Source organism: Clostridium arbusti SL206 (assembly GCF_000246895.1).
GTDB classification, from domain to species: domain Bacteria; phylum Bacillota; class Clostridia; order Clostridiales; family Clostridiaceae; genus Clostridium_I; species Clostridium_I arbusti.
Window position 1 is genome coordinate 18,237 of the sequence record NZ_BAEV01000001.1, and the last position, 24,320, is coordinate 42,556.

Sequence of the window (24,320 nt, forward strand, 5' to 3'; positions counted from 1 at the left end):
TTCTTAAATATATTAATTATTTTCTTTTATTGATAAAATAATTAAATGTTTCTGATAAGAGATCAGCTAACTGATCACTTTTTTCTTCTCCTAAATATTCTACTAATCCATTAATAGACTCTTCAAATTCTTTAGATGCCTTTTTTAAAATCTCCTCCCCTTTTTCTGTAACCTTAATTCTAACAGCACGTCTATCTTGTTTATCTATGCTGCGTTCTACAAAACCTCGTGCTTCAAGACTATTAATTTGTTGAGTAATTGTAGGTGATGCTACATTCAAAATATTACTTAACTCTGATGTTTTAACTCCCTCCTCATGTGTTTCTACATATCCCTTTATAGAAAACAATACCATAGTCTCACTATGAGTTAGGTTACAAATTGGACTTTTATGCTTGTGCACTCTTTTAAATTCAGCCAGACACTTCATAATTTTTTGTACAGTTAAATCTTTATTATCTCCCATATTTTTACTCCTCTATATCATTTAAATAAGTTAATTAATTATTAGCCTACCTAATTATATTTATAAGTTTGATTAATGTCAATAGTATAGATATTGATTTTGCCTAAATAGAATTGGATATTTTGACTTATAAGAAACTTTTTAAATCAAAATATCCATTTTGATTATATCCTTCTAAGAATATCATTTATTGAATCACTAACTCTAATTCTTTCCTCACATACCCAATCCTGATCAAACTCTAAATTAAAAGCTTTAGAAAACGAATAGTATAGATTTATCTTCTGATAAAAAATTTCTTGTTCATATAATTCCTTTATAAAACAACTTGGCTTAGATAACTTATCTTTTTTAGCTACAAACAATTCATCTATATATATTAAAAATGCATTAAACATATCTTGATTTGATACATCAAAAGGAATTTTTAGAAGTCTCCATTGAATTTTTTCTTCTAATCTATAACTTTTTATATTATCAAGGACTATTAAATATTCATTTATGTCCATTTTTCTGTAATAGGATAGTTTTTCTTCTTTAGTACTCCACAGTGCTAGCTTTTCTCTTAAAGACAATCCTTTGATTTTTAAAATTTCTTCACTTGGACCTACAACTGCCTGCTCTAATATCTTATCTTCTACCTCAAGATTTTCTCTTATATAATCTTGAACATTATTATAAGTGGCCACATATCCAACATCATATATGCCTTTTCTACCGGCTCTACCAGCTATCTGCTTTACTTCCTGAGAGTTTAAGTATCTTACCTCATTACCATCAAATTTTTTAATATCCATAAATACTATTCTCTTTATAGGCAGGTTTACTCCCATACCTATTGCATCTGTAGTTATTAATATCTTTGTTTCACCACTTGCAAATTGTTTATATTGTTTTTTTCTTACTTCTGCTGGTAAATCTCCATAAATAATACTAGCCTTTATTCCTGAACTAGAAAAGTAATAGGCTAAGTTTAGTACCATTTTCTTTGAAAATACTACTAAAGCATCACCATCCTCTACATGTCTATAGGCAAAAGTTTTATAGTCCATTTGCAGTGGTATATCTCTTTTGTATTCTTTAAATTTATATTCATCATTACAATCCTCTATTATATCTAAAAGTAGCTGCTTTGCATTTAATGCACCGCAAACATGAATTTCATTACAATTTAATGCTAAAATTGCTCTGGTCCATGCCGCCCCTCTTTGATCATCATCTATCATCTGAACTTCATCTATAACTGCTACTTCATAGTATTTACTTATATCAAGTTTTTCTATAGTACAGCAAATATGATCAGCACCCTCAACTATTATCTCCTCTTCCCCTGTCATTAAATTGCACTTTACTCCTTCTTTATTTAATCTTTCATAGTTTTCAAGGGCTAAAATTCTAAGTGGAGATAAATATATTCCCTTATTACATTCTTTAAGCCTCATCATTGCATTATAGGTTTTACCTGTATTTGTTTCTCCTAAATGTAAATAAAATTTTCTAGTTATCCTTCTTGCATCTCTGTATTCATCCTTGGGATTTAATGGAAATACTTTATTGAATTCATGGGATATAATTTCTGGAATATGTTTAGTTATTAATACACTTATGATTCCAGACTTGAGATATCCTTCATAGTCCTCTTCTAATACATCTTCAAAAGTGAAATTAGTATGATTCTTATTGTTATAGCTTTCAATAAGCTTTCTTGATATATATTCTAAAAGACCTATATATTCTTCATATACTAAATCAAAATCTCGTAAATTTTCGTTTTCAAATTCTCTCAGTAATTTAAGTTTTTTTCTCACTGATGCTTCATGTTCCCACATCACATTTGACTTTGTATGTTTCACTACATTCTTTGTTTGGGCAAACTGATTCTTAATCTTTCTAAAGTTTCTCTCTATTGCTCCTGTCTTCATATAATTTCCTCCTCAATATGCCTCTGTGGTTCTTATAATATTTACATATGTATTATTCTATCATAATACAATAAAAACTATGTTATATTTTTAATTCACCTTATTCAGAAATTATTTAAACAAAGTTCTTATATTCATATTGAATATACTACGCTGATCTTATAGTTATCTATACTAAAATAACTTTTATCCATAAAAATAAAGTAACTGCATAAAAGTTTTTCTATTAAAAAACACTTTTAAAACAGCTACTTTATCTTACTCTTTAGAAAATATCAATGTCTAGTGATGGGATAAATATTATTTGATTAGCCCTTTATTTCTTAGAAAATCTTCTGCTACTACCTTTGGATCTTCACCATTATCAACTCTGTAGTTAAGACTACGCATATCCTCCTCCGTAATCTTTCCTTCCAGTTTTTCTAATAAAGGTCTTATCTTAGGATACTTTTCTAGCGTATCTTCTCTAACTAAAGGAGCTGCATAATATGGTGGAAAGAAATTTTTATCATCTTTTAATGTTTTAAGATTAAATTTCTTTAATAATCCATCTGTGGAAAAGGCATCTACAACTTGAGTTTCATTCTTTTCTAAAGCAGAATATCTAAGTCCACCATCTAAACCCTTAGTACTTTTAAAATTCAAACCATATAGCTTTTGAAGTCCAAGATATCCATCCGATCTGTTTATAAACTCCATAGTTGAACCTAAATTCAACTGATTACTAACCTTTGCTAAATCCGATATTGTATTTAAATTGTATTTATTAGCTACATCTTTATTCATAGCCAATACGTAAGTATTATTAAAACCTAATGTCTTCATCCATTCCATTTGATAATTTTTATGGAAATAGCCTTTTACGATGTTATATACTTTGTCTTTATCACTTATGGAATTTTGTTTCATTATGTTTACAAGTCCTGTACCTGTATATTCAACACATAAATCTACATTACCCGTTTTCATAGCATCAAATAATACATTAGTACCCCCTAAATTTAATTTTCTCTCAACCTTGTAATCAGTATTATCTTCTATAAGTGAAGCAAGCATGTTTCCAAGCACTAATTGTTCATTAAAGTTTTTGGAACCTACCACAATGGTATTTTTATTTTTATAATATCCAAATACAGTTCCTCCAATTATACATATAAGTAATACTACAGAAATAGCTATTTTATATTTTTTGATAGCTATTATAACACCTGACTTTTTTCTTCTTTCACTAGAATTCTTTATTCCATCTGGAGTTACTATATTCTCAATTTTAGCAATAATAAAATCAAGTACAATGGCAAGAATACATGCCGGAATAGCTCCAGCTAGAATCATATTATTATTTACAGTCTGCACTCCTGAGAATACTAAATATCCAAGTCCACCAGCACCAATAAATGCTGCTATAGTCATAAGACCTACTGCAGTAACTGCAGATATTCTGATTCCAGACATTATAATCGGCATAGCTAATGGAAATCTAACCTTTAATAATATTTGGTTATTTGTAAGCCCAATTCCCTTTGCAGCTTCAATAGTTGATGGATTGATATTTGTAAGTCCTGTGTAAGTATTTTTTACAATAGGTAATAATGAATACAATACTACCATTGCTATAGCTGGTTTACTTCCTATTCCAAGCACTGGTATTAAAAACCCTAGCAATGCCAAACTAGGAATAGATTGAACTATATTTGCCACAGTTATAATAGGTGTAGATAACTTTTTTGCTTTAACTATTAATATTCCTAGTGGAATTCCAACTAAGATAGATATTATAACTGATAATAGGGTTAATTGAATATGTTGAATAAATAAATCATATATTTGCAATCTTTTATCTATTATAAAATTAAAAAAAGTATTTACTTCTTGCACTAGGCTTCTACCTCCTTATTCATAAGTTGATCACTTAGTACAGATAACAAACTACTTTTAGTAACAAGCCCCACCAATTTGGAATCATTATCTACTGCTGGAACATAGCCTATACTTTCTTTTTCTATAGTTTCCAAAACATTTAATATAGATTCTTCACAATTCACTGTTATTACTTCAGTTTCCATTATATCTTTTAATTTTTTATTTTTATCCATACTAGATCTAATTTCTTTCAATGTTATAATCCCACTCAGCGTATTATCTTTGTTTACAACAAGTAAGCTATCTACATGATTATACTTCATTATTTCTATAGCTTGTATCACAGTTCTCTCTGCACTGGATTTGATAGGATTTTCTATCATGATATCTTCAACTTTTATGAGTTCAGGTTGACTCCATATTCTGTTAGCACCAATAAAGTTTTTTACAAAGTCATTAGCAGGATTTCTCAATATATTTTCAGGGGTATCAAATTGAACTACTCGTCCAGATTCCATAATACAAATTTTATCTGCTAATTTTAATGCTTCATCCATATCATGAGTTACAAATACTATAGTTTTCTTTATATTTTGCTGTATATTAAACACCTCATCCTGAAGCTGATTTCTAGTTACAGGATCTAATGCACTAAAAGGCTCATCCATAAGTATTATTTCAGGATCCATGGCAAAGGCTCTTGCTATTCCTACTCTCTGCTGCTGCCCACCACTAAGTTCGCTAGGATACTTATCCAAATAATCTTCCGGCTTCATATCTACCAATTCTAGTAGTTCCTTTGTTTTTTCATCTACCTTTTCCTTTGATAGCTTTTCTATAGATGGTATTAACTCTATATTTTCTTTTACCGTCAGATGAGGGAGAAGTCCTGTTTGCTGTATTACATACCCCATACTCCTTCTTAGTTTAATAGTATCTTCTTCCTGTATTCTATTACCATCAATTAAGATATCACCCGAAGTAAATTCTATAAGTTTATTTATCATCTTTAGCGTAGTCGTTTTACCACAACCACTAGGTCCTATAAAAGTCACCAATTCTCCTTTCTCTATTTTTATATTTATATCATGAAGTATAGTTTTACCATTTATTACTTTATTAATATTTTTAAATTCTATCACTAACATTCCTCCATTCTCGAAAAGTAACAACCCAATGTTATCATAGAGTTGTTACATTGTAAAGAATAATCAATCTTTTTTATCTATAAGTAATCTTACTTCATCGAGATTACTATTATTATTTGGGTTAAAATAAATTACTTTATTCATAACTCAAAATTTTTATTTTTATGTACATAAAAATAAATCGTAAAGTTTGTAAAAAAACTTCACGATTTAATCTTATTTGTCATACAGAAATTTTTTAGTCCTATAATAAGTACTCTCATCCCCTATTGCAATAAAAACATCATTTTCCATAAATACTGTATATGGACCTGGAGAAAGAATTAATTTACCATTTCGTCTTATAGCAATTATAGTAGCCCCTGTATTTTGCCAAAATTTCACTTCTGATATAGCTTTTCCTATTATATGAAGACCAGCATATATTTCAAATTCAAATGGAGTAAACGGATTACTTTTATTAAATCTATTAGAATAATCAATTAGTTCATTTGTAATATTTTCCATGCTTTTGTCTAATTGCCTTCTCTTTGCCATTAGACCTGTTATTTCTTTTTTTAAAGATGTCATTGAATCTATATCTTTAAATTTATCAATAAATTTTAAACAATTATCTACAGATTCTATAATAATTCCACTACCCTTTGTTACCTTAACTATTCCCATATCGCTTAATAGAATAGTAGCTCTTCTTATGGTTTCAGGTGAAACATTATATTGACTTGCAAGTGATGATCTACCATATAATTTATCACCAACATTAAAGTCTCTTGCAACTATTCTGTTGGCAATATCTATTGCTATTTTTTGATAAACAGGTTTTACAATTGATTCACTTGACATTTAAACTTCATCTTCCTTTATTAGTCCCATTATAGCCATTATATAGCCATAGAATCCGAAACCACAGATTTGTCCTATACAAGCTGGTGCTGTAACAGATTTTCTTCTAAACTCTTCTCTTGAATGTATATTACTTATATGTACTTCTACAGTTTTAATAGATACAGATTTAAGAGCATCATAAATGGCAATGCTATAGTGAGTATATGCACCAGGATTTATGACAATCCCATCATACTTTTCATAAGCATCTTGTATATATCCAATTATTTCGCCTTCAATATTACTCTGTAAAATATCAACATCCACTTCCAATTTTTTAGACTCATCTTTTATGTAACTACATAAATTTTCATAATTTTTAGTTCCATAAATATTTTTCTCTCTGATACCTAGGAAATTAATGTTAGGTCCATTAATTACTAATACCTTCATAAGTATACGCTTCCTTTATAAACTTATTTTTTAACTATTAAGCTACCTTTGGACATATGAAAATAAAAAATGCCAAACTCAAAATACAAACTAAACTAGTATACTGATCATTTATTCATTTGAAAATTTCCTAATTATATTCAATATATTGTCTAAGACATATTTTAAATCTTTATCATTTATGATTTCATAGTCACAATATCCTTTATATAAGTGAAATCTTTCATCATAAAGCTTATATAAATGTTCTTTTGTACCCTTTAAAAGCGGACGATTAACTGTATCTACATCTTTAATTATATCTTCTATAGGTCTATTTATAAATAGTACTATACCATTTTCTTTTAGATATTTCATATTATCTAGTGATTTTATAACTCCACCACCAGTAGAAATAACAACAGATTTTTCACTACTAATTTCTTTCACTACCTGGGTTTCAAGCTTTCTAAAATATGATTCTCCTTGTTTAAATATATCGGTTATAGTTTTTCCTTCTTTTTTTTCTATGTATTCATCCGTATCATATAACTTCAATCCATGAATCTTTGCTATATTCTTAGCTATAGTAGTCTTTCCAGATCCAGGCATACCTATGAATACTATATTTTTTTGTAAATTCATAATAAAATCACACCTTTTGAATGTTTTAATTATAATTGTTCTTTCAAAAGTTCATTATATATTTTATCTACTATAGTTTCATCAATAGTAATATCATTCCAGAGTTCTTCTGCAACTATAGCTTGCCCAACTAGCATATACAAACCATTAACTGATTTTATACCCTTTTCTCTAGCAAACTTTAAAAATAGTGTCTCTTTAGGATTGTATATTAAGTCCACAGCAGAAGAAAATCTACCTATACAACTTTCATCTATGGGAGAATTTTCTATTTTTGGATACATACCACAAGGAGTGCAATTTACAATTACATCTCCTTGCTTTAAAAGACTTAATTCATCATAATTAATAATCTTAACATTTTTGAAATTTTGTGCTGCCTTTTTAACATCCCTACTTACAAGTAATACTTCACTAGCATTACTATCTATAAAGAATTGTATAACGGCTTTAGCTGCACCACCAGCTCCTAAAACTACAATCCTTTTGTTCTTTACAGGTATATCATTCTTTGCAAGCATTCTTGCAAAGCCATAATAATCCGTATTATGTCCAATAATTTTATTATCTTGAAAACATACAGTATTAACTGCCCCTATTTCACTTGCCTGAATTGATACATCATCTAAATACTTCATAATATCTACTTTATAGGGTATAGTAACATTTAAACCCTTTATGCCTTTTTCTTTTAAATCTTTAAAATCAATTTCCAGATTTTCCTTTTTTATTTCAAACAAGTCATACCTTGCGTCCATCTTTAATATTTTATATAATTTTGAATGTATAATAGGTGAAACACTATGACCTAGCTTTTCTCCAATAAGACCAAATGTATAGCTCATATTATTCCCCCCTCCTTGTACTGTCTATCCAAGTATTAGTTTTATAATTACCTAAAAGCTTAAAATAGCTACTTTTTTGCTCTATACCCTTAACAGCGTCTTTTATAAAATCTTCTGTTATATTACCTTGAAAATCAATATAGAAAAAGTATTCCCAATTCTTACCTTCCATTGGTCTGGACTGAATAGTAAGCATATTTAGGTTGTTCTCTGAAAAACCCCTCAATATACCATAAAGAGAGCCTGGTTTATGTGGCACAGAAATAACTATACTTATTTTATCTGCACCTCTCTCTATCTCTAACTCTTTTCCTATTATTATGAATCTAGTGTAATTACTATTATTATAATTTATGTCCCTTTTAATTATATCTAAATCATATAGCTTTGCTGCCTTTTCGCTAGCTACAGCAGCTATACTCTTACTCTTTGTATCAGCTACCATTTTTGCACTTATCGCTGTATTATAGTAAGGAATAAGCTTCCACTGCGGATAATCTTTAAAGAAAATACTGCTTTGTTGGAATGCCTGAGGGTGAGAATAAACTTCTTTTATGTCTTCACTTCTTGTTCCCTTTATTCCAACTAAATGCTGAGATATCTTTATACACTTCTCAGCTACCATATATAAACCATACTTTCTCAAAAGATCATATACTTCTGAAATACTTCCTGTTGATGAATTTTCCACAGGTAAGATTCCATATTTTATCTTCCCATCTTTTAAAGCCTTAAATACTTCTTCAAATTGGTTAAAACTATGAGTTTTAACTTCATCTCCAAAATAGTTTAGTAGAGCCTCTTCACTAAAGGAACCTGCCACACCCTGAAAACCTACATTAATGTTAGAATCTCTAACTTCACTTCTTATACTTTCTTTTATAATATAATCCAAATTTTCTAAAGAACTTTCCTTTTTTATCTCATTAATATCAAACATTTTATTTGATTCAAGATTTCTACTTATAGACATTATAGCTTTAAAAAAATCCTCTGTAGCACCACTGAATTCTTTATTATTCAAATTACCTATATTTTTTTCTATTACTTGTTTTTCCCTTTTAGCATTTAAAATTGGTATAGAATTTTTAGTTTTGTATCTTGCTACATCTAAAACAGCTTTCATCCTCTTTTCAAAAAGAGATACCATTTCTTTATCGATACTATCAATTTCCTGACGAAGTGCTTCTAAGTCTTTCATAGAAAAGCCTCCTTATTTATATAAAACATCTTAAAATAAATACCTTAACTTAAATCATCTTCGAGAATAACAAATAAATCATTACTCCCGAAGATGTATATTATCTAATGTCATACATTAAGTCCAATATAGTAATTGCTGCACCTGCCTCGACTACTGGTACTGCTCTTTGAACAATACAAGGATCATGACGACCTTTTATTTCAAGGTCTGCATTTTCATTGTTTTCTATATCAATAGTATGTTGAAGTCTGGATATAGATGCAGTAGGCTTAAAAACCGTTCTAAATACCATGGGCATTCCATTTGTTATGCCACCTAGTATTCCACCATTATTATTAGTACGAGTTTTAACCTGATCATTCTCTATATAATACTCATCATTGGCCTCTGAACCCTTAAGTTTAGATATATCAAAACCTTCTCCAAACTCTATCCCCTTTACTGCTGGAATAGAAAAAATCATATGAGATAGCTGTGCTTCTACTGAATAAAAAAATGGTGATCCTATTCCAGCTGGTAGATTTAAAACTGCAGTTTCAACTATTCCTCCTACAGAGTCCAATTCTCCTTTAGCATCTATTATTAGTTTTCTCATTTCTACGCCTTTTTCCTTATCAATTGTAGGAAATTCTTCTTTTAATAGAGTCTTTAATAGAGAATCTTCTATATTTACTTTATCAAAAGAATCATCTTCTATATTAGAAATACTCTTTATATGACTACCAATTAGTATTCCCTTCTTAGCTAATATTTGCTTAGCTATGGCTCCAGCAAATACAATAGGTGCAGTTATTCTACCTGAAAAATGGCCGCCACCTCTATAATCATTGAATCCCTTGTATCTTATATTCCCTGTATAATCTGCATGACCTGGACGCATAAGGTTCTTCAATTTACTATAATCCTTAGAATGTTGATCAGAATTACGTATTATGGCACATAATGGAGATCCAGTAGTTTTATTATTAAAATAACCCGAAAGAATCTCAAACTGATCAGCTTCTTTTCTAGCAGTAGAGAGCTTGCTTTTACCAGGCATCCTTCTTTCCATTTCGCTCTTTATGTAATCAATATCCAATTCAATTCCTGGCAAAAGACCATCTATAGTAATACCTATAGCATTTCCATGAGATTCTCCAAAAATTGAAAGTTTAATGTTTTTACCCCATACTCCACTCATGGATATTCCCTCCTAGTTTTTTAAAGTCCTGCCAAAAGGTAGGATAAGATTTTTTTACACACCCGCTATCCTTTATAACCACTTCATCTTTGCATCTGATTGAAGCTACTGCAAGGGCCATAGCAATTCTATGATCATTCCAACTATCTACTTCTCCGCCTGTAAGTTCTTTTTTACCTCTTATTATAAGCCCATCCTTTTTCTCTTCTAAATCTGCACCTAATTTATTCAATTCTGTAGTTATTGCAGTTAATCTATCCGACTCCTTTATTCTAAGTCTTCCTGCATTAATAACCTCTGTAGTACCTTCACTAACAGCAGCTAATACCGCAAGAACTGGTATTATATCAGGGCATTGAGATGCATCTATGATAGTAGATTCGGTTACAGTAGTACTTGCATATATTTTATCACTATTAATTCCTAGTGTTCCATTCATTCTCTGTATTATATCTATTACTTCCTTGTCACCTTGCTGAGAGTGCGAATTTAAATCAAGACAATCTATTTCTCCACCTATAGTCCCTGCTACAAGCCAAAAAGCTGCCTGTGAGAAATCGCCTTCAACTCTGTAATCTCTGCTCTTATATTCTTGATTACCTTTTATTAAAAACTCTTTATAATCATTATTTATTACTTCAATGGAGAACTTTTCTAAAATGTCCATAGTTAAATCTAAATAGCCCTTTGATTCAAGTTTTTTATTGATTATAATTTTAGAATCACCATCCAGTAATGGTAGTGTAAACATAAGACCTGTTATAAACTGTGAACTAACATCTCCATCTATAGTAAACTCTCCAGATTCCAGCTTACCTTTCACATTTAAAGGCAGCATTCCATTTGTGTTAGAATATTCTATACCTTGTTTATCAAAGATTTCATAATATTGATCTAGAGGGCGAGAAACTAATTTTCCTCTTCCTTTGAATACAACATCATTCTCTTTAATTAAACAAATTGGTATAAAAAACCTTAGAGATGAACCTGACTCTGAACAATCAATTTCTCTATTCAGTAATTTTAATTCTTCATTTCCTTCTATTATCAATGTGTAAGTATTATTTTTCTCTTTTTTCTTTTCTATAGTTACACCTAATGCTTCCATAGCATTACAGGTTGTTAATATATCTTCAGAAAACATAACGTTTTCTACAACACTCTTGCCTTTAGAGAATCCTGCTGCAATTATAGCTCTATGACTTAAACTTTTAGACGGCGGAATTGTTACTTCACCTTTTAATTTTGATGGAGTTATTTTAACATAATTCATATCCTTATCCACCTCTCCTAAATATAATTTTCCATAAGCTTGCTATCTATATTTTTAATAAATGCTTCACCTAGTTTATTCAATAAAATAATATTCATTCTATCTCTATCATTTTTTTTATCCATAGCTATAGTATTTAATACTTTAGATTTATCTAAAGCTTCAACTTCAAAAGGTAAGCTATATTTAATTAATATTTGCTTTAATAACTCCGCAGTCCCTTTTTCAGTTATACCCATAGCTTCACTATTTTTAGTAATCTTATACATTCCCATGGCAACAGCCTCACCATGAGTATATTTTTCATACCCAAAGTATTTTTCAATAGCATGGCCTATAGTATGCCCAAAATTCAACATCATCCTATCGCCCTTATCTTTTTCGTCTTTCTCAACTACTTCTTTTTTTATGCTGCAACAGGTATAGATTATTTCATCTATATTTTCTAAAAGTTCCTCATCACCATTAAAACTAAGCAGTGTATCAAACAATTTTCTGTCTTTAATAGCACCATACTTTATTACTTCACCCATACCATCGTGAAGAAATTTTTTATGTAATGTTTTTAAAACATTAGGATCAATAAATACTGCTTCTGGATGATAAAAATTACCTATTAAATTTTTACCTTTTGGGAGGTCTACTGCCACTTTTCCACCTATACTACTATCTATTTGAGCTAATAGCGATGTAGGAATCTGAACAAAAGGTATCCCTCTTAATGTAGTTGAAGCCGCAAATCCAGTTAAATCTCCTACTACTCCTCCACCAAGAGCAACTATAAGATCTCCTCTTGTTACACCGAAATCTAACAATTCATCGTAAAGATTAAGTAATACATTAACTGACTTACTTTTTTCTCCAGCTTCTACAACAAAGGTCTTTACATTATAGTCCTCACTTTTTAGATTGTCTTCAACCTTTTGTCCATATATACTGTTAACATTTGAATCTGTTACTACAGCAATTTTATTTCCACCGTATATTTTCTTAATTTCTTTTCCAATGGAATCTATTAGTCCTCTTTCTATATGGATTGGATAAGTTTTATGTGAAAGGTTTATCATAATATTACTCATTGCCGTTAAGTTTCCTCCTTTTTGAACCTGCCATATCAAATATTTTTTTCATTGAGGTAGCATCTTCATTTTTAATAGCCTCTTTCATAACAGCTAAATTATGTTCAAATTCTTCAAGTTCAGCAATAATATTCTCTTTGTTTGCAATAAATAATTCTGACCACAAGTCAGGATTAATTAGAGCAACTCTTGTTGCATCCCTAAAGCTTCCACCAACAAAGAATCCTCTTTCTTTATCAAAATTGTCGCAGTTCATTAAGGCCACAGCAATTATATGTGGAATTCCACTAGTATAGGCTATGATTTTATCATGCACATTAGCATCTATAAAAACTACATTCTTACATCCTATACCTGTAGCAATTTTTTTTATCAACTCAATATTTTCTTTTTTATTCTTATTTGTAGGAGTTATTATATAATTTGCATTTTTAAAAATATCCTTAGAGGCAAAAGCAAGACCTCTTGATTCTCTTCCTGCCATTGGATGACCTCCAACAAAATCAACCCAATCAGGTATAAATTCAGATACTTCCTTTACTACACTTTCTTTAATACCAGAGGTGTCAGTAATAACTGCACCTCTTTTAAAATTGTCCTTATTATTTCTTATAAACTCTATTGCAGCTTCTGGATACAAAGATATTATAACTATATCTGATTTATTTAGTGGTATTTTAGCATCCCTATATCCTTTATCTATAATACCTAAATCTTCTGCGGATTTAAGTGCATTTAAATCAATATCAATTCCCCATAAATTATTAGGATTTAGCTCCTTAAGGGCCATAGCATAAGATCCACCAATTAATCCAAGTCCAACAACGGTAATATTAAATTCCAAGCTTATCAACATTAAAGCTCCATTTGAATTTTTCTATTTCCTTTAAAGATTCCATTAGAGACTTGAATTTATTTGGTTTTATTGATTGTTGACCATCACATTTAGCATTAGCAGGATCATTATGCACCTCAATTATTAATCCATCTGCACCTACAGCAACAGCTGCCTTTGCAAGAGGTTCTACCATCCACCATAGTCCAGCTGCATGACTTGGATCAACTATAACAGGAAGATGACTTTGTTTCTTTATAGCTGGTATAGCACTTAAATCTAGAGTATTCCTAGTGTAAGTCTCATAAGTTCTTATTCCTCTTTCACATAATATTACATTTTCATTTCCACCAGCCATTATATATTCTGCGGACATAAGTAATTCTTCAATAGTAGCACATAGTCCTCTTTTTAAAAGAATAGGCTTATTAGTTTTTCCAAGTTCCTTTAGAAGTTCGAAGTTCTGCATATTTCTGGCTCCAACCTGAATTACATCAACATCGTCTACAAATTTATCAAGCATCTTAGTTCCCATTAATTCTGTTACTATTGGAAGCCCTGTCTTTTCTCTAGCAATTTTTAAAAGTTCTAAACCTTCTAGTTCCATACCTTGAAAACTGTAAGGTGAAGTTCTAGGTTTGAAAGCACCACCTCTTAAAAATCCTGCACCTGATTCTTTAACATCTTCTGCTATACTTACAATCTGGTCTTCACTTTCAACAGAACATGGTCCTGCTATAACAGCTAATTTATCTCCGCCTATAGTTCTGCCATTTATATTAATTATAGAATCCTCAGGGTGGAATAATCTATTTGCTTTCTTATATGGTTCCTGAACAACCATAACTTTTTCAACAGATTCATAAGCTTGAATTTGCTCTGGATCTAGTGAAGTAGTATCTCCGATTAGTCCCAATATACAGTATTTATCCCCAAAATCCTCATGAACGATTAATCCTTTTTGCTCTAATCTTCCCTTGAAAGCTTCTATTTCATTTTTTGGTGTTCCTACTTTCATAACAATTATCATAATAATTGCCTCCTCTATTAATTATTTATTTTTAATCTTCTGTTTTAGTTTAAGAAGATATGAAGATACTTTGTAATTAATTATTTTATAAAATCAATCTAATATTAAAACTATAATTATAATTTCTAATAGTTAGCTATTTTATACTGTATAGTGTTAAAGCACTTATATTATACCTATTTTTCTATTATTAATCAAAGTTATTCTTTATATTATTGTTAATAAATACTTATTTTCTGATAAAACAAAAGGAAGACCCTTAATGAGTCTTCCTGTTAATCAATAATTTAACAATTGATTTATTTATCAAACAGCAATTAATCTATTAAACTCATTGTGTAAAGATATATGAAATTTTTTTGTGCAGAAGTAATAACCAGCGCTAAAATAAAAGCCCCAGCTAAAATAAAAACCATATATTTTTTTACTTCCTCTATTAACAAGTTTATTCATATAAATTCACCAACTTTTCTTTTAGATTATCTTGTAAATAACTTTTATACTAATTATAGCAAATAAGAATTTTCTGTCAACGATTTTCAAGAAAAATTTAATGATATATTAAACTATAAGCACAAACAAATATTGGTATATACACATTTAAATATATCTCTGTAAAAAATGTTAAATACATTAATTGTATTGATTTTAGAAAATTAGTTAAAGAAATCCCTAATGTTCATTTTATATCCTATTAGGGATTTCTTTGATTTAATAATTAACTTTTTTATATGTTTAACTTATTTAAATTGTTTACCAATTTCATTAGCAACAATTATTGCACCATAGACAGACTCTACATCAACGTCAAATGGCATATTGTGCATAGTATCACCTTCTGCACATGAAGATTCTGCAACTTTCATTATAGCTTCTTTATTTATAACATTTACACCCATATCTTCTAAAGATACTGGTAGTCCTATGTTTACCATAAATTCTATAGCTTGCTTTATTTCTTCTATAGGTGCATCCTCAAGAACTAATTGTACTAATGTACCAAATGCAACTTTTTCTCCATGAGATACACGATGTAACTCTGTAAGAACAGTAAGTCCATTACTGATAGCATGAGCAGCAGCCAATCCAGAACTCTCAGCTCCAACTCCACTTAAATATATGTTTGCTTCAATTATGTTTTCAAGAGCTTTAGTTAAAACTCCTTTTTCATTTGAAAGTTTTGCTTTTACGCCATCTGCAAGAAGAGTCTCATGACAAAGTTCTGCAAGTGCCATAGCTGCTTTTGTTATCTTAGTACCAACTAAATTCTTTGCATTAGCTTTATAACAAGCTCTTGCTTCATAATAAGTTGCAAAAGCGTCGCCCATACCAGCTGCTAAAAATTTTACTGGTGCCTTTACAATTATATCTGTGTCAACTATAACCATATCAGGATTGTGTGGTAAAAATAAATATTCACTGAATTCTCCCTTTTCTGTATATATAACAGTAAGCGCAGTACATGGAGCATCACATGATGCTAAAGTTGGTATTATAACAACTGGTAAACTAGTATAATATCCAATTGCTTTTACTGTATCTAGAGTTTTTCCTCCTCCTATAGCAACTACTGCTTCAGCTTTTTTTGCTTTTACGATTTCTATTAATCTGTCAATTTCACTTTTTGTACATTCTCCATTAAATTTTTCGAATGACACTTCTTTTTCGCTACTCTGAAAACTTTTCCCTATCTTTTCCTTTGCTTGATCCACAACAAAAGGATCTGCTACTACAAGGAAAGATTTTCCTAAACTTTCTATGTAACTTTCCAACTTTAATAATACTCCTGAACCTTGTATATACTTGCTTGGTGATTGAATTGATTTTACTATCATAACTTTCCCCTCCGTAATATTATAATTTAAATCAATTGTTTGTTAAATAACAAATAATATGTGTTATTCAACAGACAAGTATATTATATATCAAAATATAACTATATGTCTTTAAAATTTAGTATTTTTATAATGTTTTAATATTCTGACAACTGCTGATTTCATTTGTATTTACAGCAAATAAAACTTCTTACAAAAAAATCCTTAATACAATATTTCAAATCATATCAAGGATTATGTTATCAATTTTTTAAATATATTATTCAAATAATATCCTAATATAATAATCTAGCTATCTAAGGATTATGTTTATTTAAAGACTGGTCTAATGTATGCCAAGCTAATACTGCACACTTAACACGTGCTGGCATGTTGGATATATTTTTAAGAGCTAATGCATCTTCCAATATCTCAAGTTGTTTTTCATCAGTTATTTTCCTTTTTATCATCCCTAGAAAAGTCTCTATTATATGTTTTGCTTCATCTACAGTTTTTCCTTTTATTAAATCTATCATTATAGATGTAGAAGCTTGAGATATTGCACATCCTACTCCAGTGAATGCCGCGTCTTCAATTATATTATCATTTATCTTTAATTCAAGTTCTATCTCATCTCCACAACTTGGATTATGACCTTGTTCAACTACATCAGCACCTTCAATATGTCTTTTATTGTGATGTGATGCATTATGCTCCATAATGATTTCTGAATATATACTATTAAGATCCATAGCCTAACCACTTCCTTGTACTTTTTAAGCCTTCTGTCAGCGCATCTATATCTTCTCTAACATTATAAAGATAAAAACTTGCTCTGCAAGTAGCATTGACCCCCATATATCTCATCAGTGGATGTGCACAATGGTGTCCTGCTCTTATAGCAACTCCAGAAGCATCTAGTATAGATGCTACATCATGAGGGTGCACATCCTGTACATTAAAAGAAATCACCCCAGCCTTTTTATTTATGTCCTTTGATCCATATACAGTAATGTATGGTATTTCGCTTAACTTTTCTAGAGCATAGCTGACAAGATCCTTCTCTATATTTACGATATTATCCATACCTACATTTTGTAGATATCTTATTGCTGCAGTAAGTCCCACTGCTCCCCCTACATTTTGTGTACCACCTTCAAATTTATATGGTACTTCTGCAAAGGTAGCTTTCTGCTCCCATACATATTCTATCATATCTCCTCCAAAGATAAAGGGAGGCATCTTTTCTAATAATTCTTCTTTACCATAAACCACTCCAATTCCCATAGGCGATAACATCTTATGGCCTGAAAACACTATAAAATCTGCATCTAATTCTCTAACATTAACCGACATATGTGGTATACTCTGTGAACCGTCTACTATAGCAATAGCTCCAACACTATGAGCCTTTCTAATAATGTCTTTTATAGGGTTAATAGTTCCTAAAACATTAGATACTTGAGTAACTGAAACAATTTTAGTTTTTTCAGTTATTTTACTTTCAACTTCTTCTGTAGATATTATACCCTCATCATTTAAATATAAATACTTAAGCACTGCACCCTTTGCCTTTGCCACTTGTTGCCATGGAACCAAATTTGAATGGTGTTCTGCTATGGATATAACTATCTCATCCCCAGGATTTATAAAGTTCATTCCATAAGAGTACGCTAATAAATTAAAACCCTCTGTTGCATTTTTTACAAACACTATTTCCTTAGCTTTTTCTGCTCCTATAAAATTTTTTACAACTTCCCTTGTATTCTCATATATCTCTGTTGCTTTTATGCTAAGATAATAGGCTCCTCTATGAGGATTAGCATTAAATTTATTATAATAATCATTTACTGCATTTATTACTTCTGATGGTTTTTGAGTAGTAGCAGCACTATCTAAATAGGCCAATCTATGCTCATTAACCTTTTGATTTATAGTAGGGAAATCTAATATATATTTATTATTCATTTATAAGCTTCCTCCTAATACTCTCAGAAATTTCATTTTTAACACTCTCTATGGGGATTTTATTTATTATAGGATGAAAAGCAGCTTCTATTATAAGTTTTTTAGCTTCCTTTTCACTAATTCCTCTGCTCATTAAATAAAATAACTTATTGGCATCTATTTTTCCAGCACTAGCAGCATGTTGTCCTTCCACATCATCCTCAGTACAAAGAAGTATTGGCACAGACCTATTTCTTACATTAGGACTTAAAATCATTGTATACTCTTCTTCTTGCCCTTTAGATTTAGAAGCTCCTCTTTTAAAATCCAAAGTACCTTTAAATATTTTATTACTCTTATCTAAAAGAGCTCCTCTTGCCTTAATAGAGCTATTAGTTTCTTTGCCATAGTGATTTATTAAATAATTTATATCTATATTTCTCTCTTTATCACCTAAATAAATAGAGTATAAGTTTTCGGCACTCTTATATCCGTTTAGTTCTGTTCTATAATTAGTTACACTATGAAGAGCTCCAAGCTCTACTACTATACAATTTATTTTTGCTTCATCTTCTAACTTTGTTACGTTAGCATCAAGATGAACAGATTTATCAGACATAGTCTGTATTTTTATGAGATTTATAGTTGAACCCTTTTTCCCATATATCCTTGTAAATCCATTATGAAAATAATCTGCTCCATCATATGAATCATATTTAATAACTACTGTAACCTCACTATTTTCTTCTGCAATTATTATATTATCATCTATTACTATAGGATTCTCTTTATCCATGGAATATTCTATAAATACTGGTTTCGATGAACTTTTATCCTTTGAAGTCTGTATAAATACCCCTGCATTATAATGGTTTTTTACCTGTTCTGTTGCCTCTACGCTTATACCTTCATAATTTAAAGTATCCAATATCCTTAAAGTATTAGTATCTTTATTAATATTAATAACTTTTATTCCATCTTCATAGGAACCTTTAAGTACACTTTTATCATAGGACTTTATTTTTGGAAGTTCTCTATTTATAGATAGATCATTTACCCCGAGCCATCTCCAAGTTCTTACAGGAATTTTATTTATATTTTTCAATGTATTATCACTCATTATACTCACCACCTAACCAATATTTCCATCTAATTCAAGATTTATAAGGTTGTTCATTTCAACTGCATATTCCAAAGGTAGTTCTTTAGCTATAGGCTCCACAAATCCTCTTACAATCATTGCTTTTGCCTCTTCTTCACTTATACCCCTTGACATAAGATAAAATATAGCTTCATCACTTATTCTTCCTATCTTTGCTTCATGTCCAATGTCTACTTCGTCATTTAATATATCAAGTACAGGCAATGTATCTGAGCGAGAAATATCATCTAACATTAATGATTCGCAGGATACTGATGCCTTTGAATGATGCGCATTAGGAGAAACCTTAACAGCCCCTCTATATACAGCAGTACCATCGCCCTTAGATATAGACTTTGAATTTATAGTAGAAGATGTATACGGTGCTGCATGAACCATTTTAGCTCCAGTGTCTAAATGCTGACCTTTACCTGCAAAAGTTACTCCAGTAAACTCTGCCTTTGCACCTTCACCTTTTAGTATACTCATTGGATAAAGCATTGAAATCTTTGATCCAAATGAACCAGATACCCATTCAATAGTTCCATTTTTCTCTATAGATGCTCTTTTCGTATTTAAGTTAAGCATATTTCTTGACCAATTTTCTATAGTCGAATATCTTAAAGTTGCCCCTTCTTTAACATAGAGTTCTACACATCCAGCATGTAAATTTGTTACATTATATTTTGGCGCTGAACACCCTTCAATAAAATGAAGTTTAGCTCCTTTTTCTACTATGATTAATGTATGTTCAAACTGCCCTGCTCCTGGTGAATTCAGTCTAAAATAGGATTGTAATGGTATTTCTACATCTACACCTTCAGGTACATACACAAATGAACCACCTGACCAAACAGCTCCATGAAGAGCTACAAATTTGTGATCATTTGGCGGTACTAATTTCATAAAATATTCTTTTACTATATCTTCATAATCCCTTAATGCAGTTTCCATATCAGTATAAACAATACCCTGTTTAACCAATTCCTCCTTTATACTGTGATATACTACTTCTGAATCATACTGAGCACCTACTCCAGCCAAGGATTCTCTTTCTGCTTTAGGTATTCCTAATTTTTCAAAAGTATCCTTTATATCTTCAGGTACGTCTTTCCAATTACCTTTCATTTCAGTATTAGGCTTAACATAAGTAACTATATTATCCATATCAAGTTCATCTAAAGAAGGTCCCCAAGTTGGCATATCCATACTATTGTAAATTTCTAATGATTTGAGCCTAAATTCAGTCATCCATTCTGGATCATTCTTTTCCTTGGAAATATTCATTATTATTTCTTTAGTAAGTCCTTTTTTAGATTTATAGCTATATACGTCTTTATTCTTTATATCATAAAATCCTCTATCTAAATCCTCTATAATTATCTTCTTCTTTTCCATGAGACTAACCCTCCTTTTAATTTCTTAATTATGAATTTAAGGCAGCTTCTTTAAATTCTCCAAATCCATTATTATTTATCTCATCTACCAAGGAGGCATCTCCAGTTTTAACAACTTTACCATTTAATACAATATGGACAAAATCAGGTCTTAAATCTTCCAATATTTTACTATTATGAGTTATTATAATTATAGCATTATCATTACTTTTAAATTTATTTACACCTTTTGACACTATTTTCACTGCATCCACATCAAGTCCGGAGTCCGTCTCATCTAATATAGCTAATTTTGGATTTAACATCATCATTTGAATTATTTCATTTTTCTTTTTTTCTCCACCAGAGAAACCTACATTTAAGTATCTTGAAGCATAACTTTCATCAAATTGTAAAACTTCCAATTTTTCCTTTAACTCTTTCCTAAAGGCCATTAATTTAATGGGCTTTCCTGTGATGGCCGTTCTAGCTCCTCTTAGAAGTCCCTCTACAGTTATACCGGGGACCTCCTCTGGTGACTGAAAAGATAAAAATATTCCTTTTCTAGCTCTTTCATCTGTTTTTAAATCATTTATTCTTTCATCTTCAAAAATTATATCTCCACTTGTAATTTTATATTTAGGATGCCCCATAATTACATTTACCAACGTTGATTTTCCTGCCCCATTAGGTCCCATTATTACATGAACCTCACCTTTATTTACCTTTAAGTTAAGACCTTTTAATATTTCATTTCCTTCAGCTTCAACATGAATGTCTTTTATATCTAAAAGTTTCTCTCCCATATTACTCTCTCCTAAACATTTTTTAATCCCGAGCATTTCACTCTGATTTATAAATATTTTATATCTATGATTTTTATTTGTCAATGATTATTATCTAAGATTTATTATAAATCATTAACGATTACTTATTATTAGCCGATTATTTTTATACTTTAGAAATAATCAGCTAATATTCTTAACATTTTTTACCTAGAGATACACTTTGCTTTATTTGATATAAAAACTATTTTTTTAACAATATTGCAGTACATTATATTATTAAAAAAATAGATCCTCAATATACAGAAATTTACGTGTATACAGAAAATCATATTAAGGTTAATTATATTAAATTTATAACACTGATTAAACTACATAAAGATCTAATAAATACAGCTCTATTATATATGTAAATATATTATCTTATTTTTTTAGTTCTGAAACTATATTTGGAGCAATTTCTCCCACTAGTGCCTTTACCATATTTTCTGCGCTTACCCTAGCCATGTCATTTCTGGTTTCCCAGGTAGCTGATCCCAAATGAGGAAGAACAACTACATTATTTAGTTTAAGCAACTCATTATTTGCTTCAATGGGTTCTTTCTCATAAACATCTAGCCCCGCAGCATATATTTCTCCAGTCTTTAAAGCTTCTATCAACGCTTTTTCATCTACAGTCTGTCCTCTAGAGGCATTGATAAATACAGCTGTCTTCTTCATCAAATTAAATTCATTTACACTCATAAGCCTATAAGTTTCTTTTGTAAAAGGTGTCATTAAAACTACAAAATCCGATTTTTTTAATAATGATTCCAAATCTGAATATTTCACACCTAAATTTTTCTCAGCTTCTATTTTTCTACTTCTATTATGATAAAACACATTCATATCAAAACCAAACTTGGCTCTCTTAGCAATGGCCTCACCAATTCTTCCCATACCTATTATTCCAATAGTTTTACCATACACATCGATTCCATAGTAATTCTCATCATATTGAGACTTCCACTTTCCTTGTCTTACGTATTTATCACATTCAACAATTCTACGTGCTGATGAAAGTATTAATCCAAATATTAGATCTGCAACACTGTTATCTAGTACACCTGGTGTATTTGTTCCAATTATATTTCTTGACTTCATAGCTTCTAAATCAAAATTATCATATCCAACAGACATATTGCTAACAACTTTTAAATTAGGTGCGTACTCTAAAAACTCCTTATCAATTTTAATTGATGTCAATATTACCCCATCTTTATCAGATATATTACTTAAGAGAGTCTCCCTTGAGATTTCCCCTTCTCCCTCCCATTCTTCACAATCACAATGCTCCTGCATGTATTGAATCACTTCTTTAGGAAAATGTTTTGCAATGTACACTTTAGGTCTTATCATATTTATACCTCCCTTGTATAAACCTTTTACTTAATATGAAAATGAAACATTACAGTTACTATTAGTTCATATTAATTATTATTAATACCTAATATTATACATCTAATTGTAGTAAATACTTTTATTTTTTTACAACACTCTTTATCTTTCAATAATTTATTCAAATTAATTTATCCTTACGATTACCTTCATATACAAACCTTCATATACAAACCTTCAATTTACATATTCTCTTAACAATTCATAGTCACCATTCAATACTATTATCAGTGCAATAATATACACCCTTCCCCTCTCTAGCTTTTTCCTGTGTATAATTATACTTCTCTCGATTTCTTTTATTGGTAGTCGCTTTGTACTTATTAATCTATTTAATATTTCTGGCTTTGTTGTAATAAACTGAGCTATATCCTTATAATGTTTTTTAAGTTTTTCCTGCTTTGGGGATGCTTGTACCAATTCTTTAAATTCTATTCCCCATTTTTTTAATTCTTTTTTATATTCTAATATTTCTAACCTTCTTAATTCATTTTCTTTTTCATATTCATATTCTTTCATAGCTTTACTGTCCATAACATTATCCTCAGTTTCATTTTCACCCTTGTCAATTATCGGTAAACAAGTCCTATCCTTTAATTTCTCATTCTTTCTATAATGATCTATGCTTCTAAGGTTAATGACATGTTTTGCGAAAGTTAAGAATTTACCTTTACTTTTATCATAGGCTTCAATTGCTTCATGAAAAGCCATCATACCGACGCTGAGCTCATCATCATATCCATACTCTAAAAACCTTCCAAATTTTTTATATAAAGTACTTGCTATAAAGGGTTTATAAACTTCAATTAAGTTATTTAATTCCTCTTGATCTCTTTTTGCTTTTTCAACTCGTTCTTCAAGAGATTCCTTAAAAAGCATCTTTTCACCTCACTTAAAAACATTATATATATATTCGATATAAAACTTGCATATTTTGGGGTTTTTAATATAATTTTAAATTTAATTCAAATTTACATTAAACTTAATTCAAATAACGATTTCCAAAATCTAACTAGTGTAAATTTTTACTTAATGTTAAAATTTTGTTTATCCAATAACTAGAAGTGGTAACA

22 protein-coding genes are annotated in these 24,320 nt (G+C 30.0%); all 22 read right to left on the minus strand.

Going from position 1 to position 24,320, the window contains the following annotated elements; all coding sequences use genetic code 11:
• Window positions 1-16: 16 nt before the first annotated feature.
• Window positions 17-466: a MarR family winged helix-turn-helix transcriptional regulator gene (locus RH99_RS00085; protein ID WP_010232841.1), complete on the minus strand. Its 450-nt coding sequence runs from the start codon at window positions 464-466 to the stop codon at window positions 17-19.
• A gap of 164 nt (window positions 467-630) precedes the next feature.
• A complete protein-coding gene (locus tag RH99_RS00090; protein WP_010232844.1) occupies window positions 631-2,388 on the minus strand; it encodes a helicase-related protein in 1,758 nt (585 codons plus the stop codon).
• 300 nt (window positions 2,389-2,688) lie between these two features.
• Window positions 2,689-4,266 (minus strand): ABC transporter permease/substrate-binding protein, encoded by a 1,578-nt coding sequence (locus RH99_RS00095; RefSeq protein WP_010232846.1) that lies wholly within the window; start codon window positions 4,264-4,266, stop codon window positions 2,689-2,691.
• Entirely contained in the window at window positions 4,266-5,393 is a 1,128-nt protein-coding gene (locus RH99_RS00100; RefSeq protein WP_010232848.1) for a betaine/proline/choline family ABC transporter ATP-binding protein, read from the minus strand. Before RH99_RS00100 ends, RH99_RS00095 begins: the two co-directional genes overlap by 1 nt.
• 222 nt (window positions 5,394-5,615) lie before the next feature.
• Entirely contained in the window at window positions 5,616-6,242 is a 627-nt protein-coding gene (locus tag RH99_RS00105) for a GntR family transcriptional regulator (RefSeq protein WP_010232849.1), read from the minus strand.
• Window positions 6,243-6,677 carry a type II 3-dehydroquinate dehydratase gene (aroQ, locus tag RH99_RS00110; RefSeq protein ID WP_010232850.1) on the minus strand — a complete coding sequence of 145 codons (435 nt, stop codon included), beginning with the start codon at window positions 6,675-6,677 and terminating at the stop codon, window positions 6,243-6,245.
• A gap of 111 nt (window positions 6,678-6,788) precedes the next feature.
• Window positions 6,789-7,301 (minus strand): shikimate kinase, encoded by a 513-nt coding sequence (locus RH99_RS00115; RefSeq protein ID WP_010232851.1) that lies wholly within the window; start codon window positions 7,299-7,301, stop codon window positions 6,789-6,791.
• A gap of 29 nt (window positions 7,302-7,330) precedes the next feature.
• Complete coding sequence (gene aroE, locus RH99_RS00120) at window positions 7,331-8,146, minus strand: shikimate dehydrogenase (RefSeq protein WP_010232852.1); 816 nt, start codon at window positions 8,144-8,146, stop codon at window positions 7,331-7,333.
• A gap of 1 nt (window position 8,147) precedes the next feature.
• The gene (gene pheA, locus RH99_RS00125; RefSeq protein WP_010232853.1) at window positions 8,148-9,347 is read right to left on the minus strand and encodes a prephenate dehydratase; all 1,200 of its coding nucleotides are present in this window, start codon (window positions 9,345-9,347) and stop codon (window positions 8,148-8,150) included.
• A gap of 100 nt (window positions 9,348-9,447) precedes the next feature.
• Complete coding sequence (aroC, locus tag RH99_RS00130; protein ID WP_010232854.1) at window positions 9,448-10,530, minus strand: chorismate synthase; 1,083 nt, start codon at window positions 10,528-10,530, stop codon at window positions 9,448-9,450.
• A complete protein-coding gene (gene aroA / locus RH99_RS00135; RefSeq protein WP_010232855.1) occupies window positions 10,511-11,803 on the minus strand; it encodes a 3-phosphoshikimate 1-carboxyvinyltransferase in 1,293 nt (430 codons plus the stop codon). Before aroA ends, aroC begins: the two co-directional genes overlap by 20 nt.
• 17 nt (window positions 11,804-11,820) lie before the next feature.
• The gene (gene aroB / locus RH99_RS00140) at window positions 11,821-12,882 is read right to left on the minus strand and encodes a 3-dehydroquinate synthase (RefSeq protein ID WP_010232856.1); all 1,062 of its coding nucleotides are present in this window, start codon (window positions 12,880-12,882) and stop codon (window positions 11,821-11,823) included.
• A complete protein-coding gene (locus tag RH99_RS00145; protein WP_010232857.1) occupies window positions 12,875-13,735 on the minus strand; it encodes a prephenate dehydrogenase in 861 nt (286 codons plus the stop codon). The genes aroB and RH99_RS00145 overlap by 8 nt, the downstream gene beginning before the upstream one ends.
• Window positions 13,716-14,747, minus strand: coding sequence for a 3-deoxy-7-phosphoheptulonate synthase (gene aroF, locus RH99_RS00150; protein ID WP_010232859.1), 1,032 nt, complete (start codon window positions 14,745-14,747; stop codon window positions 13,716-13,718). Before aroF ends, RH99_RS00145 begins: the two co-directional genes overlap by 20 nt.
• A gap of 740 nt (window positions 14,748-15,487) precedes the next feature.
• Window positions 15,488-16,579 carry a glycerol dehydrogenase gene (locus tag RH99_RS00155; protein ID WP_026038346.1) on the minus strand — a complete coding sequence of 364 codons (1,092 nt, stop codon included), beginning with the start codon at window positions 16,577-16,579 and terminating at the stop codon, window positions 15,488-15,490.
• A 299-nt stretch (window positions 16,580-16,878) separates the two neighbouring features.
• Window positions 16,879-17,313: a Fe-S cluster assembly sulfur transfer protein SufU gene (gene sufU / locus RH99_RS00160; protein ID WP_010232864.1), complete on the minus strand. Its 435-nt coding sequence runs from the start codon at window positions 17,311-17,313 to the stop codon at window positions 16,879-16,881.
• Window positions 17,303-18,529 (minus strand): cysteine desulfurase, encoded by a 1,227-nt coding sequence (locus tag RH99_RS00165; protein WP_010232865.1) that lies wholly within the window; start codon window positions 18,527-18,529, stop codon window positions 17,303-17,305. Before RH99_RS00165 ends, sufU begins: the two co-directional genes overlap by 11 nt.
• Window positions 18,522-19,628 (minus strand): Fe-S cluster assembly protein SufD, encoded by a 1,107-nt coding sequence (gene sufD / locus RH99_RS00170; protein ID WP_010232866.1) that lies wholly within the window; start codon window positions 19,626-19,628, stop codon window positions 18,522-18,524. Before sufD ends, RH99_RS00165 begins: the two co-directional genes overlap by 8 nt.
• Before the next feature lie 12 nt (window positions 19,629-19,640).
• On the minus strand, window positions 19,641-21,047 hold the full coding sequence (gene sufB / locus RH99_RS00175; protein WP_010232867.1) for a Fe-S cluster assembly protein SufB: 1,407 nt from the start codon (window positions 21,045-21,047) through the stop codon (window positions 19,641-19,643).
• Window positions 21,048-21,075: 28 nt separating this feature from the next.
• Window positions 21,076-21,831 (minus strand): Fe-S cluster assembly ATPase SufC, encoded by a 756-nt coding sequence (gene sufC / locus RH99_RS00180; RefSeq protein WP_010232869.1) that lies wholly within the window; start codon window positions 21,829-21,831, stop codon window positions 21,076-21,078.
• Window positions 21,832-22,233: 402 nt separating this feature from the next.
• Window positions 22,234-23,208 (minus strand): 2-hydroxyacid dehydrogenase, encoded by a 975-nt coding sequence (locus RH99_RS00185; RefSeq protein WP_010232870.1) that lies wholly within the window; start codon window positions 23,206-23,208, stop codon window positions 22,234-22,236.
• Window positions 23,209-23,424: 216 nt separating this feature from the next.
• Window positions 23,425-24,126, minus strand: a complete 702-nt coding sequence (sigI, locus tag RH99_RS00190) for an RNA polymerase sigma-I factor (protein ID WP_010232871.1) — start codon at window positions 24,124-24,126, stop codon at window positions 23,425-23,427.
• Between the last annotated feature and the right edge of the window lie 194 nt (window positions 24,127-24,320).

Bases quoted from the DNA above. Each gene is read 5' to 3' on its own strand.
- sufU (WP_010232864.1), bottom strand. From the start codon at position 17,313: ATGGATCTTAATAGTATATATTCAGAAATCATTATGGAGCATAATGCA.
- aroF (WP_010232859.1), bottom strand. From the start codon at position 14,747: ATGATAATTGTTATGAAAGTAGGAACACCAAAAAATGAAATAGAAGCT.
- aroB (WP_010232856.1), bottom strand. From the start codon at position 12,882: ATGAGTAATATTATGATAAACCTTTCACATAAAACTTATCCAATCCAT.
- aroC (WP_010232854.1), bottom strand. From the start codon at position 10,530: ATGAGTGGAGTATGGGGTAAAAACATTAAACTTTCAATTTTTGGAGAA.
- aroA (WP_010232855.1), bottom strand. From the start codon at position 11,803: ATGAATTATGTTAAAATAACTCCATCAAAATTAAAAGGTGAAGTAACA.
- RH99_RS00165 (WP_010232865.1), bottom strand. From the start codon at position 18,529: ATGAATAATAAATATATATTAGATTTCCCTACTATAAATCAAAAGGTT.
- sufB (WP_010232867.1), bottom strand. From the start codon at position 21,047: ATGGAAAAGAAGAAGATAATTATAGAGGATTTAGATAGAGGATTTTAT.
- RH99_RS00115 (WP_010232851.1), bottom strand. From the start codon at position 7,301: ATGAATTTACAAAAAAATATAGTATTCATAGGTATGCCTGGATCTGGA.
- RH99_RS00090 (WP_010232844.1), bottom strand. From the start codon at position 2,388: ATGAAGACAGGAGCAATAGAGAGAAACTTTAGAAAGATTAAGAATCAG.
- RH99_RS00105 (WP_010232849.1), bottom strand. From the start codon at position 6,242: ATGTCAAGTGAATCAATTGTAAAACCTGTTTATCAAAAAATAGCAATA.
- sufC (WP_010232869.1), bottom strand. From the start codon at position 21,831: ATGGGAGAGAAACTTTTAGATATAAAAGACATTCATGTTGAAGCTGAA.
- pheA (WP_010232853.1), bottom strand. From the start codon at position 9,347: ATGAAAGACTTAGAAGCACTTCGTCAGGAAATTGATAGTATCGATAAA.
- sigI (WP_010232871.1), bottom strand. From the start codon at position 24,126: ATGCTTTTTAAGGAATCTCTTGAAGAACGAGTTGAAAAAGCAAAAAGA.
- RH99_RS00085 (WP_010232841.1), bottom strand. From the start codon at position 466: ATGGGAGATAATAAAGATTTAACTGTACAAAAAATTATGAAGTGTCTG.
- sufD (WP_010232866.1), bottom strand. From the start codon at position 19,628: ATGAGTGATAATACATTGAAAAATATAAATAAAATTCCTGTAAGAACT.
- aroE (WP_010232852.1), bottom strand. From the start codon at position 8,146: ATGAGCTATACATTTGGTCTTATTGGAGAAAAGCTAGGTCATAGTGTT.
- aroQ (WP_010232850.1), bottom strand. From the start codon at position 6,677: ATGAAGGTATTAGTAATTAATGGACCTAACATTAATTTCCTAGGTATC.
- RH99_RS00185 (WP_010232870.1), bottom strand. From the start codon at position 23,208: ATGATAAGACCTAAAGTGTACATTGCAAAACATTTTCCTAAAGAAGTG.